The sequence below is a fragment of the Spongiactinospora sp. TRM90649 genome, assembly GCF_029382225.1.
Lineage (GTDB): Bacteria > Actinomycetota > Actinomycetes > Streptosporangiales > Streptosporangiaceae > Spongiactinospora.
The window spans coordinates 1-14078 of record NZ_JARLTC010000070.1 but is presented as its reverse complement, the minus strand read 5'-3'; the positions used below and the strand labels follow the sequence as shown (position 1 = coordinate 14078).

Annotated in this window: 2 protein-coding genes; both read right to left on the bottom strand. The window is 75.7% G+C overall.

All coding sequences use genetic code 11. From position 1 onward, the window contains the following. Positions 1–6800: type I polyketide synthase (locus tag P3X83_RS42815; protein WP_277311196.1), on the bottom strand; the 6800-nt coding region annotated here is incomplete at its 3' end. Between the two features lie 31 nt (positions 6801–6831). Next, on the bottom strand, positions 6832–14070 hold the full coding sequence (locus tag P3X83_RS42810) for a type I polyketide synthase (RefSeq protein WP_277311195.1): 7239 nt from the start codon (positions 14068–14070) through the stop codon (positions 6832–6834). Between the last annotated feature and the right edge of the window lie 8 nt (positions 14071–14078).

Below are 14078 nucleotides of genomic sequence, written 5' to 3'. Positions count from 1 at the left end.
GCGGCGAACACCGGGGAGGACTCCAGCAGACCGGCGGCCATGCCGATCCACTGCGACCCCTGACCGGGGAACACGAACACGACGCCGCCACGGCTCGCCGTACCGGTGATCGCCGTGGGCGCGCCCTCGGCGACGGCGGTGAGCCCGGCGCGCAGGCCGTCGGTGTCGGCGGCCAGGACCACGGCCCGGCGGTCCAGTTCGGCGCGGGTGGCCGTCAGCGACCAGGCCACGTCCACCGGGTCCTCGCCGAGGACCCCGAGCAGCCGGGTGGCCTGCGCCCGCAGGGCCTCGCCCGTCTTGGCGGACACCACCCAGGGCACCAGCGGGGGCACCGCGCGCGGCGCGGCGGGCCGGTCCTGCGTGGCGGCCTGCTCCACGATGACGTGGGCGTTGGTGCCGCTGACGCCGAAGGAGGAGATACCGGCGCGGCGGGGCCGGTCCAGCTCGGGCCAGCCGCGGGCCTCCGTGAGCAGTTCGACGGCGCCGTCCGCCCAGTCCACATGCGGGGTGGGCTCGTCCACGTGCAGGGTCTTGGGCAGGATCCCGTGCCGCATGGCCATGACCATCTTGATCACGCCGCCGACTCCGGCCGCCGCCTGGCTGTGGCCCAGGTTGGACTTCAGCGAGCCCAGCCACAGCGGCTCCTCACGGTCCTCGCGGCCGTAGGTGGCGAGGAGGGCCTGCGCCTCGATCGGGTCGCCGAGCGTGGTGCCGGTGCCATGGGCCTCGACCGCGTCCACGTCGGAGGGGGTCAGCCCGGCGTTCGCGAGCGCCTGGCGGATCACCCGCTCCTGCGAGGGGCCGTTGGGGGCGGTGAGCCCGTTGGACGCGCCGTCCTGGTTGACGGCCGAGCCGCGGACCACCGCGAGCACCTTGTGCCCGTTGCGGCGGGCGTCGGACAGCTTCTCCACCAGCAGCACGCCGATGCCCTCGGACCAGCCGGTGCCGTCGGCCGCGGCGGCGAAGGACTTGCAGCGGCCGTCGAAGGCCAGGCCGCGCTGCCTGCTGAAGTCGATGAACACGGCGGGAGTGGACAGCACGGTCACGCCGCCCGCCAGGGCCATGCTGCACTCGCCGCTGCGCAGCGCCTGCGCGGCCAGGTGCAGGGCGACCAGGGAGGAGGAGCAGGCGGTGTCCACGGTCATGGCCGGCCCTTCCAGGCCGAACGTGTAGGAGACGCGCCCGGCGAGGACGCTGCCCGCCGTACCGGTGCCGAGGAAGCCCTCCACGCCCTCCGGCATGACGGTCATCGTGGAGGCGTAGTCGTGGTACATCAGGCCCGCGAACACCCCGGTACGGCTGCCGCGCACCGAGGTCGGGTCGATGCCCGCCCGCTCGAACGCCTCCCACGACGCCTCCAGGATCATCCGCTGCTGCGGATCCATGGCCAGCGCCTCGCGCGGCGAGATGCCGAACAGCGAAGGGTCGAACTCGTCGGCGTCGTGGACGAACCCGCCCTCCATGACGTAGGACTTGCCCTCGGAGTCGGGGTCGGGGTCGTAGAGCGCGTCGGTGTCCCAGCCCCGGTCTGCGGGGAAGGCCGAGATGGCGTCGGTGCCGGTGGCGACCAGCCGCCACAGGTCCTCGGGGGAGTTCACGCCGCCCGGGTAGCGGCAGCTCATGCCGATGATCGCGATCGGCTCGTCGGCGTCGGCGGCCTGCCGGACGGCGGCGGGCGCGGCGGCGTCCGGCGCGGTGCCCAGCAGTTCGGGCAGCAGGTACGCGGCCAGCGCGGCGGGCGACGGGTAGTCGAAGACCAGCGTGGCGGGCAGCCGCAGCCCGGTGACGGCGTTCATCCGGTTGCGCAGCTCGACGGCGGTCAGCGAGTCGAAGCCCAGCTCCTTGAATGGCCGGGCGGGGTCGACCAGGTCGGCGGAGGCGTGCCCGAGCACCCCGGCGACCTCGGCGCACACCGCCGCGACCAGCGCGGCCGGACGCTCGTCGTCGGGAAGCGCGGCCAGCTCGGCGGCCTGCGTGGATCCTTCGGCCTGCCGGGCGGCGCCCGCGGCCCGGCGGACCCGGCCCCTGGCGAAACCGCGCAGCAGCGGTGGGATCTCGGCGTCCGGGTCCTGGGCGAGGCCGGCGCGCAGCGCGGGGATGTCCAGGTGCATGGCCACGACGTGCGCCGAGGGGCCGCGCACGGCCAGGTCGAACAGGGCGAGGCCGTCCTCGGTGGCGAGCGCGCCGCCCGCCTGGGTGATCCGGTCCCGCTCGGCGTCGTCCAGCCCGGCGGTCATGCCGCTGGCCTGTGCCCAAAGGCCCCAGCCGATCGAGACGCCGGGCAGTCCGTTCGCCCGGCGCAGGTGGGCGAGACCGTCCAGGATCGCGTTGGCGGCGGCGTAGTTGCCCTGCCCGGCCGCGCCGAAGGTGGCGGAGGCCGAGGAGAACAGCACGAACATCCGCAGGTCCAGGCCCTCGGTCAGGTCGTGCAGGTTGCGCGCGCCGACGGCCTTGGGGGCGAGCACGGCGTCCAGGCGGCCGGGGGTCAGCGAGGCGATCACGCCGTCGTCGACGATGCCCGCCGCGTGCACGACGCCGGTCAGTGGCCGGTCGGCCGGGACGGCGGCGAGGACGGCGGCCAGCGCGTCGCGGTCGGCGGCGTCGCAGGCGGCGAACTCGGCGTGCGCGCCCAGGGCGGCCAGTTCGGCGGAGAGTTCCGCCGCGCCGGGGGCGTCGGCGCCCTGGCGGCTGAGCAGCAGCAGGTGGCGGACCCCGTGGGTGGTGGCCAGGTGCCTGGCGACCACCCCGCCGAGCACGCCGGTGCCACCGGTGATCAGCACGGTGCCGTCGAGCGGGGCGTCCTCGGTCGTCGCGGTCCCGGCGCGGGCCAGGCGCGGGGCGAGCACGCGGCCGTCGCGGACCGCGAGCTGCGGTTCGCCGGTCGCGGGGGCGGCGGCGAGCAGCGGATCGCCCGCGTCGGCGGCCACCAGTGTGATCTGGCCGGGATTCTCCGTCTGGGCGCTCCTGACCAGTCCCCACACGGCCGCCGCGTTCAGGTCGGCCAGCGGGTCGCCGGTGCGGACGACCAGGCGGGAGGCGGCGAACCGGTCGTCACCGAGCCAGGTGTGCAGGACGGCCAGCGTCTCGTGCAGGCCGTCCTCCGGCACGTCGTAGACGACGACGTCCGGGGTCTCGGCGAGCGCGGCCAGTGCGGCGTTCCCGCCCACCGTGACCGGGTCCGGCCCCTGTCCGGCCGGGGCGGAGGCCAGCGGGCTCCAGTCGAGGGTGAACAGCGCGTTGCGCAGGTTGGGCCCGGTGGAAGCGCCGGCGGCGGGCCGGAGCACCAGCGAGGCGACGCTGATCACGGGAGCGCCGGTGCCGTCGGCGGCGACCAGGGTGACGGCGTCGGGGGCGGTCTCGGCGAGCCGTACGCGCAGCACGGCGGCACCGGCGGCGTGCAGCGAGATCCCGGTCCAGCCGAACGGCAGGCGGACCTCGGCGGCGCCGCTGAGCATGCCGCCCGCACCGATGGCGTGCAGCGCGGCGTCCAGGAGCGCGGGGTGCACGCCGTAGCCGGCGGCCTCGGCCTGGGCCCGCTCAGGCAGCTCGACCTCGGCGAACACCTCGCCGCCGCGCCGCCAGACCGCGCGCAGGCCGCGGAACGCCGGGCCGTAGGCGAGCCCTGCCGCCGCCGCGCCGTCGTACCAGCCGGTGACGTCGATCGGCTCGGCCCCGGCGGGCGGCCACTGGGCGAGGTCCTGCGGAGCCTGCGGGGCGGCGTCGGTCAGGGTGCCCGACGCGTGCAGCACCCACTCGGCGTCGTCGTCGTCCGCGCGGGAGTAGACCGCGACGGCGCGCGAGCCGTCGTGGGCGGGCGCCTCGACGTCGATCTGGATCCGCACCCCGCCGCGCTCGGGCAGCGCCAGCGGGGCGGAGATGACCAGCTCGTCGAGCGTCGGGCAGCCGACCTGCTCGCCCGCGCGCAGCGCCAGCTCCACGAACGCGGTGCCGGGCAGCAGGATCGTGCCGAGCACGGCGTGGTCGGCCAGCCACGGGTGGGTGGCGGTGGACAGCCGGCCGGTGAGCAGCACCCGGCCGCCGTTGGCGACCGACACGGTGGCCCCGAGCAGCGGGTGGTCGGCGCCGCCCAGCCCGACGGCGGACACGTCGCCGACCGTGCCGGTGGCGGGCCAGAACCGCTCCCGCTGGAAGACATAGGTGGGCAGGTCCACGCGGGCGCCGCCCCAGGGGGCGAACACGGCGTTCCAGTCGATGGGCGTGCCGTGGCGGTGGGCGTCGGTCAGGGCGCGCAGCACGGCCTCGGGCTCCGGGCGGTCGGCGCGCAGCGCGGGGATGAGGGCCGCGCCCTCGGCCACGGACGGCTGGGCCATGGCGGTGAGCACCCCGGCGGGGCCGACCTCGATGTACTTGGTGACGCCGCGGGCGCGCAGCGCGGCGACGCCGTCGGCGAACCGGACGGCCTCGCGCACGTGCCGCACCCAGTACTCGGCGGTGTACTCGGTGACGGGCTCGCCGTCCAGGTTGGAGATGACCGGGATCCGTGGCGTCTCGTACTCGACGGCGGCGGCGATCGCGCCGAACTCGGCGAGCATCGGCTCCATCAGCACCGAGTGGAAGGCGTGGGAGACCGTGAGGCGCTTCACCCGGCGGCCGTCCGCCCGGTATCCGGCCTCCAGTTCGTCGATGGCCTCGGCAGCGCCGGAGAGCACCACCGAGGTGGGGCCGTTGATCGCGGCGACGCTCACGCGGGCGTCGTCGAGGGTGATCTCGTCCTCGGAAGCCTCGACGGCCAGCATCGCGCCGCCCGCCGGGAGGGCCTGCATCAGGCGGCCACGGGCGTCGACCAGGCGGCAGGCGTCGTCCAGCGACATGACGCCTGCGACGTGCGCGGCGGCCAGCTCGCCGATGGAGTGGCCGAGCAGGTAGTCGGGGGTGACGCCCCACGACGCGAGCAGCCGGTAGAGGGCGACCTCCAGGGCGAACAGCCCGGCCTGGGTGTAGCGGGTCTGGTCGAGCAGGCCCGAGTCGCCGAACACGATCCCCTTGAGGTGCCCCTCGAAGCGGTCGCATACCTCGTCGAAGGCCCGCGCGAAGACGGGGAAGGCGTCGTAGAGTTCCCGGCCCATCCCGGCGCGCTGCGCGCCCTGGCCGGTGAACAGGAAGGCGACCAGGCCGGTGTCGGCGGTGACCTGCCCGGCGCGGGCCGTGCCCACCTCGGCCAGGCCCGCGAGCAGGTCGTCCCTGCCGGTGGCGAGGACGACGGCGCGGTGCTCGAAGGAGGCGCGGGTCGTGGCGAGGGAGTAGCCGAGGTCGGTCAGCGCGAGGTCCGGGCGGCCGGCGGCGAACTCGGCGAGCCGTCCGGCCTGGGCGCGCAGCGCCTCCGGGGTGCGCCCAGAGATGAGCACCGGGACGAACGGCGGTTCGCCGGTCGCGGTCGCCGCGGGCTCCGGCCGCGCCGGGGCCTCCTCGATGAGCACGTGCGCGTTGGTGCCGCTGATGCCGAAGGACGAGACCCCCGCGCGGCGGGGCTGCTCCCCGGCGGGCCACGGCCTGGCCTCCTGGAGCAGTTCCACCGCTCCGGCGGACCAGTCCACGTGCGGGGTCGGCTGCTCGGCGTGCAGGGTGCGCGGCAGGGTCTGGTGCCGAAGCGCCAGCACCATCTTGATCACGCTGGCCACCCCGGCGCCCGCCTGGGTGTGGCCGATGTTCGACTTCAGCGAGCCCAGCCAGAGCGGCCGGTCGCGGTCCTGCCCGTAGGTGGCGAGCAGGGCCTGGGCCTCGATGGGGTCGCCGAGCGCGGTGCCGGTGCCGTGGGCCTCGATCACGTCCACCTGCTCGGGCGACAGCCGGGCGTTGGCGAGGGCCTGGCGGATCACCCGCTGCTGCGAGGGGCCGTTGGGGGCGGTGAGGCCGTTGGACGCGCCGTCCTGGTTGACGGCCGAGCCGCGCACCACCGCGAGCACCGGGTGCCCGGCCCGGACGGCGTCGGACAGCTTCGTGAGGAGGATCATGCCCGCGCCCTCGGACATGCCCATGCCGTCGGCGGAGGCGGCGAACGCCTTGCAGCGGCCGTCGGAGGACAGCCCGCGCTGGCGGTTGAACTCGTGGAAGCCGGTGGGGTGCGGCATCACCGTCACGCCGCCCACCAGCGCCTTGTCGCAGTCGCCGTGCCGCAACGCCTGGCAGGCCAGATGGATGGCGGTCAGCGACGAGGAGCAGGCGGTGTCAACGGTGACCGCCGGGCCCTCAAGCCCGAGGGTGTAGGCGATCCGGCCGGAGACCACCGAGGTCGCGCCGCCGGTGAGGATGTAGCCCTCGGACCCGGCCATGCCCGCCTGCATGCCCGCGCCGTAGCCCTGGCCGTTGGTGCCGACGAACACGCCGGTGCTGCTCCCGCGCAGGCTGTGCGGGTGGATCCCGGCGCGCTCGACGGTCTCCCAGGCCAGTTCCAGCGCGATCCGCTGCTGGGGGTCCATGGCCAGCGCCTCGCGCGGGTTGATCCCGAAGAAGCCGGGGTCGAACCAGCCCGCGTCGTGCAGGAAGCCGCCCTTGGCCGCGTCGGCGGCGGTGGGACGGTCCTCGTCCGGGTGCGCCAGGCCGTCGGGGTGCCAGCCCCGGTCGGTGGGGAACGAGGTGATCGCGTCGCCGCCGTCCGAGACGAGCCGCCACAGGTCCTCCGGGCTGAGCACGTCGCCGGGCAGGTGGCAGCTCATGGCGACGATGGCGATCGGTTCCTGCTCGCGGTCCTTGGACTCGGCCGCGTGCAGGCGCTGACGCGTCTCGTGCAGCTCGGCGATCACCCGGCCCAGGTAGTCGCGTAGCTTCTTCTCATCCGTCATCTGAGAGCCGCTCCCTCGATGTGGTCAGCAGTCACTTGAGTCCGAGGTCCCGATCCACGAGGTCGAACAGTTCGTCATTGCTCGCCGTGCTGAGCCTGCTGAGCAGGTCCCCGTCGCCCTCGGAGGTCTCGCCTCCGGTGGCGGCGGGGTCGCGCAGCCCGGCGAGCAGGCTTTCCAGTCGCATGACGACCCGCACGCGGGCGATGTCGTCCTTGGTCCTCGCGGCGAGGGCGGCGTCCAGGCGGTCCAGCTCGTCCATGGTGGGCAGCTCGTCCGTGACCTCGTCGGGGATGATCTGGGACCGCAGGTACGCGGCCAGCACCACCGGGGTGGGCTGGTCGAACACCAGGGTCGCGGGGAGCGTGAGCCCGGTGGCGGCGGCCAGCCGGTTGCGCAGCTCGACCGCGGTGAGCGAGTCGACGCCGAACTCCCGGAACGCGCGGCCGGACTCGATCGCCTCGGGCCCTTCATGGCCGAGAACGATCGCCGCGTGCGTCCTGACCAGGTCGAGGAGCGCCCGCTCGCGCTCGGGCTCGGCCAGTCCGGCGAGCCGGGCGCGCAGCGCGGCGCCGCCGTCGTCGCCCTCGTGCTGCTCGGAGGCGGGGGCCGAGGCGGCGGCGGCGAGCAGCCGCCTGGCCTCCGGCAGGTCCGCGATCAGGCGGCTGGGCCGCAGTGAGGTGAAGGCGGGGATGAACGTCTCCCAGTCGACCTCGGCGGCGGCGATGAAGGCGTCGTCGTGGTCGAGGGCCTGTTGCAGCGCGATCATGGCGGGCTGCGGCTGGATCAGCGGGACGCCGCGCCGCAGCATGGGCTCCACGGTGGTCAGGTCCACCATGCCGCCGCCGCCCCACGGTCCCCAGGCGATGGACGTCACCGGGACGCCCTCCTGCCTGCGCCGCTCGGCATAGGCGTCCAAATAGGCGTTCCCGGCCGCGTAGCCGCCGTGCCTGCCGACGCCCCACACCCCTGAGATGGAGGAGAAGTAGACGACGGAGTCGAGGGTGGCCGGGTCCAGCAGGTCGTCCAGGTGCCTGGCTCCGGCGATCTTGGCGGTGATGAGCTGGGCGAGGTCCCACACGCTGGTGTGCTCAAGGGTGGCGAGCACGCCCAGGCCCGCGGTGTGCATGACGGACCGCACGGTCACGCCGTCGGCGGCCAGGCCGTCGAGCAGCGCCGCGACCTCGTCGCGGTCGGCCACGTCGCAGGACCGGACGGTGACCCGCGCGCCCAGCGCGGTCAGCTCCGCCTCCAGCTCGGCCGCGCCGGCGGCGGCCGGGCCGCGCCTGCTGATCAGCACCAGGTGCCCGGCCCCGTTGGCGGCGAGCCAGCGGGCGACGTGCCCGCCGATGGCCCCGGTGCCGCCGGTGATCAGGGTCGCGCCGGACGGGGGCCGCCAGTTCCGCACGACCGGGGATCCGGCCGCCTTCGCCATCCTGCGGGCGTAGACGCCCGACTTGCGGACGGCGAGCTGGTCCTCGTCGTCGGTGCGGGCCAGCGCCCCCGCCAGCCGGGCGACGGCCCGCTGGTCGAGGTCGCGCGGCAGGTCCACCAGGCCGCCCCACTGCCGGGGATGCTCCAGCGCGGCCACCCGGCCCAGGCCCCAGATCTGGGCCTGCTGCGGCCGGTCGGGGGCCTCTCCGGCGGCGGCGCCGACGGCTCCCCTGGTGACGCACCACAGCGGCGCCCCGAGGTCGGTCTCGACGACCGCGTGCAGCAGCGAAAGGGTGGCGGTCAGCCCGACGGGCAGCGCGGTGTGCTCGGGGTGCGGGTTCTCGTCGAGGGCCAGCAGCGACAGGATGCCGGTCAGCGCCGGTCCCTCCCCCGCCGCCTCGCGCAGCAACGCCGCGTGGTCCTCCTCGGCGATGAGCGGATCGACCGTCAGCACGGTCAGGTCGGCGAGGTGCCCGCGCAGCCCGCTCAGGTACGGCTCGGCGTCGGTCCCCGCGGACACGATGACGGCCCACCGGCCGGACACGACCGGGACGGTCGCCTCGGTGACCGGCGTCCACCGCACCTGGTGGCGCCAGGCGTCCACCTCGGCCAGGTCCTTGACCCGGCGGTGCCAGGAGGACAGCGCGGGGAGCACCTGGCCGAGCGCGGCGTCGAGTTCGCCGTCGGCCTTGATGGTGTCGGCGACGGCGCGGACGTCGCTCGCCGCCACCGCGTCCCAGAAGCGCTCCTCCACCGGCGACACGGCGGCGGCCGGGGGTTCGGCGGGCTCGACGCGGGGCCAGTACCGCTTGCGCTGGAAGGCGTAGGTGGGCAGGTCGGCCCTGGCGGGGGTGTCGCCGGCGAACGCGGCGGCCCAGTCCACGGCCGCGCCGCGCACGTGCGCCTCGGCCAGGAAGGTCAGCACCCGCCGCCGGTCGGCGTCGTCGCGGCGCAGCGTGCCGATGGCGTGCGCGGGCGCGCCCGCCGCCTCGATGGTCTCCTGAACCGCCATGGTGAGCACCGGGTGCGGGCTGACCTCGATGAGGATCTGGTGGCGGTCGCGCAGCAGGGCGCGGGTGGCGTCCTCGAACCGGACCGTCCGGCGCAGGTTGGTGTACCAGTACTCGCCGTCCATGGGCACGTCGAGGACGTCACCGGTGACCGAGGAGTAGATCGGGATCTCCGGCTCGCGCGGTGTGACACCGGCCAGCACCTGGGCGAGCCGGTCGCGGACGGCCTCCACGTGCGCGGAGTGCGACGCGTAGTCCACCGGGATCCGCTTGGCGCGGATCTCGTCCGCCTCCAGCTCGGCGAGCAGTTCGCCGAGGGCCTCCGGCTCGCCGGAGACGACGGCCGCGCCGGGGCCGTTGACGGCGGCCACGTCCAGGCGTCCCTCCCAGCGGGCCAGGCGTTCCCTGACCTGCTCGGCGGGCAGCGCCACCGAGGCCATCCCGCCGTGCCCGGCGAGCACCCCGGCGATGGCCTGGCTGCGCAGGGCCACCACGGCGGCGGCGTCCTGGAGGGACAACGCGCCCGCGACGCAGGCCGCGGCGATCTCGCCCTGGCTGTGCCCGGCGACCGCCGAAGGGACGACCCCGTTGGAGCGCCACAGCTCGGCCAGCGACACCATCACCGCGAACAGCAGCGACTGGACCACGTCCACCCGGTCCATGGGGGCCGCGCCCGGGTCGCCGCGCAGCACCGCGAACGGGTCGAAGTCGATGTGCGGGGCCAGGGCGTGCGCGCACTCCTCGAACCTGGCGCGGAACACCGGGGAGGTCTCCAGCAGGTCCAGCGCCATGCCGGCCCACTGGGAGCCCTGGCCGGGGAACAGGAAGGCGACCTTGGCGGCGTTTCCGGTGGTCTCTCCGGCCTTGCCGGTGATGAGGGCGGGGGCGGGCTCGCCCTGGGCGAGCGCGGTGAGCGCGCCGGTCAGCTCGGCGCGGTCCGCCGCGACGACGACGGCCCGGTGCTCGAACGCGGAGCGGGTGGTGACGAGCGAGTGGCCGGTGTCGGCGAGCCCGGGGGCGGCTTCGGCCGCGAGGTGCTCGCGCAGTTCGTGGGCCTGGGCGCGCAGCGCGGGCGCGGTCTTGGCCGACAGCACGTACGGGCGGACACCGTTAGGATCGCCGGTATCGCGCCCGGCCGGTGCGGGCTCTCCCTCGATCACGATGTGGACGTTGGTGCCGCTCGCCCCGAACGAACTGATCCCGGCCCGGCGCGCCCTGCCGGTCTCCGGCCAGGGGGTGGTCTCGGTGACCAGTTCGACGGCGCCGGCCGTCCAGTCCACGTGCCGGGTGGGCTCGTCCACGTGCAGGGTCGCCGGGAGCGTCCCGTGCCGCATGGCCAGCACCATCTTCATCACGCCCGCGACGCCGGAGGCGGCCTGGGTGTGCCCGATGTTGGACTTCAGCGAGCCGAGCCGCAGCGGCTCCTCGCGGTCCTGGCCGTAGGTGGCGAGCAGGGCCTGGGCCTCGATCGGGTCGCCCAGGCGGGTGCCGGTGCCGTGGCCCTCGACCGCGTCCACGTCGGCGGCGGTGAGCCCGGCGTTGGCGAGCGCCTGGCGGATGACCCGCTGCTGGGAGGGGCCGTTGGGGGCGGTCAGGCCGTGCGACGCGCCGTCCTGGTTGACCGCGCTGCCGCGGATCACGGCGAGCACCGGGTGGCCGTTGCGGCGGGCGTCGGACAGCCGCTCGACCACGAGCATCGCCGCGCCCTCGCCCCAGCCGGTGCCGTCGGCGGCGTCGGCGAACGCCTTGCAGCGGCCGTCCCTCGCCAGCCCGCTGAGCGTGCTGAACTCGACGAACGGGCCGGGGGTGGACATCACGCTGACGCCGCCGGCCAGGGCCAGCGTGCACTCGCCGTTGCGCAGCGCCTGCGCCGCGAGGTGCAGGGCGACCAGCGAGGACGAGCAGGCCGTGTCCACGGTGACCGCCGGGCCCTCAAGGCCGAAGGTGTAGGCCAGGCGGCCGGAGATGATGCTCGCCGTCGCGCCGGAGACCAGGTGGCCCTCCACCTGCTCCTCCGAGCCGAGCAGCAGGTAGCTGTAGTCCTGGCCGTTGCTGCCGACGAACACGCCGGTGGAGCTGCCCCGGATGGCGCCGGGGGTGACGCCCGCACGCTCGAACGCCTCCCACGAGACCTCCAGGAGCAACCGCTGCTGGGGGTCCATGGCTACGGCCTCGCGCGGGCTGATCCCGAAGAACCCGGGGTCGAAGTCACCCGCGTCGTGCAGGAAGCCACCGGCCCGCACATAGGAGGTGCCGCCGTCGCCGCCGCCCTCGAACAGGGCCTCAAGGTCCCAGCCACGGTCGGCGGGAAACTCGGAGATGGCCTCCTCGCCGGCCGCGAGCAGCCGCCACAGCTCCTCGGGGGTGCGGACGCCGCCGGGGAAGCGGCAGCCCATGCCGACGATGACGATCGGGTCGTCGTCCTCGGCGGCGGCCGTCACGGTGGCGGCCACCGGGGCGTCCCGCTCGCCCGCCAGCTCCGCGCCGAGGTGGTCGGCCAGCGCGGCGGGCTTGGGGTAGTCGAAGACCAGGCTCGCGGGCAGCCGCAGGCCGGTCGCGGCGGCGAGCCGGTCGCGGACCTCCACCGCGGTAAGCGAGTCCACGCCGAGGTCCTTGAACGGCGTCTGCGGGCCGACCTGGTCGGCGTCGGCGTAGCCGAGCACCGCGGCGACCTCCGCCGCGACCAGTTCCAGGGCCGCCGCCGACCGCTCGGCGCGGCCCAGCGGGGCCAGCCGCTCCCGCCAGCGGGTCAGGACGCCGGTCTCCGGGGCGAGCGCGGGGGCGAGCACCGCCGCCACCTCGGGGAGGTCCCCGAGCAGGGCGCTGGTGCGTGAGGAGCCGAAGGCGGGCGCGAACCGCTCCCAGTCCATGTCGGCGACGGTCACCGTGGTCTCGCCGTGGTCCACGGCCTGCCCGAGCGCGCGGACGGCGAGCGCGGGCGGCATGGTGATCAGGCCGCGCCTGGCCAGGTGCTCGGCCGCGTCCCCGGCGGCGGCCATGCCGCCGTCGGCCCACGGGCCCCAGGCCACCGACGTGGCGGCCAGCCCACGGGCGCGGCGGCGCTCGGCCAGCGCGTCCAGGTACGCGTTCGCGGCGGCGTAGGCGGCCTGGTTGCCGCTCCCCCACACGCCCGCGATCGAGGAGAAGGTGATGAAGGCCTCAAGCGGCCCGTCACCGAGCAGCTCGTCCAGGTTCGCCGCGCCGGTCACCTTCGCGTGCAGCACGTCGGCGAACTCAGCGACCCCGGTCTCGGCGAGGCCGACCGACTCGGTGATCCCGGCGGTGTGGACGACGGCGCTGACCGGGTGCTCGGCCAGCAGGACGGCCAGCGTGTCCCGGTCGGCCACGTCGCAGGCGACCACGACCGCCTCGGCGCCCAGTTCGGCGAGTTCGGCGACCAGGGCCGCCGCGCCGCGGGCGTCCGGGCCGCTGCGGCTGGTCAGCAGCAGCCGGGGAGCGCCGCGTCCGGCCAGCCAGCGGGCCACGTGCGCGCCGAGCGCGCCGGTGCCGCCGGTGATCAGGACGGGCCCCTGCGGGGTCCAGGTCGCGGGCTCGGGGCCGCTCAGCGGGGCGTGCGCCAGACGGCGGGCGAAGACGCCGGACGCCCGCACGGCGACCTGGTCCTCGCCGGTGCCCGCGGTGAGAACGGACGCGAGCCGGGCTGCGGCGCGCTCGTCCAGCTCCGGCGGAAGGTCCACCAGGCCGCCCCAGCGCTGCGGGAACTCCAGCGCGGCCACCCGGCCGAGCCCCCACGCCTGGGCCTGCGCGGTGCCGGGCGCGGCGTCCGAGCGGCTCACCGCGACGGCTCCCCTGGTGGCGCACCACAGCGGGGCGTCGATCCCCGCGTCGCCGAGGGCCTGGGTCAGAACCACGGTCGAGACCAGCCCGGCGGACATCGGGGGGTATTCGGGGTGCGGCTCGTCGTCCAGGGCGAGGAGGGACAGCACGCCGGCGATCCCCTCCCCCGCCTGGAGCAGGCGCTCGGCCGCCGACCAGCGGTCCACCTCGTCGCGGGTGAAGGCCAGTTCGACGACGTCGATCCCGGCCCCCCGCAGCGCGTCGGCGACACCGGCCGCACCGGGGTCGCCGGCGGCGGTGGCGAGCAGCCAGGTCCCGGCGACCGGCGCGGGCGTCTCGGTCAGCGGCTTCCACACGATCCGGTAGCGCCAGGAGTCCACTGCGGAGCGGTCCCTGCGCTCGGCCCGCCACGCCGACAGGGCGGGCAGCACGTCGCCCAGCCTCTCGGGGGTGAGCCGCAGGGTGCCGGCGACGGCGTCGGCGTCCTCACGCTCGACCGCGTCCCAGAACCGGGACTCGGCCGGGTCGGCTGCGGCGGCGACGGGGGCGGCGGCGTCCAGCCAGTACCGCTCGCGCTGGAATGCGTAGGTGGGCAGCGGCACGGTCCGGCCGCCCCAGGTGTCGAACACGGCCCGCCAGCCCACCGCCGCGCCGGTCGTGTGGATCCGGGCGAGGGCCGTGAGCAGGGCGGTCGCGCCCGGGCGGTCGGCGCGCTGCGCGGGGATCAGGTGGGCGTCCGCGAGGGTCTGCCGGGCCATGGCGGTGAGCACGCCGTCCGGGCCGATCTCCACGCAGGTGGTCACGCCCCGCTCGGCCAGGGCCTTGACGCCGTCGGCGAACCGGACGGCCTCGCGCACGTGGCGCACCCAGTACTCGCCGGTGTACTCCTCGACCGGCTCGCCGGTGAGGTTGGAGATGACCGGGATCTGCGGCGTCCGGTACTCGATAGCGGCGGCGACCCGGCCGAACTCGGCGAGCATCGGCTCCATCAGCACCGAGTGGAACGCGTGGGAGACCGTCAGCCTCTTCACCCTGCGGC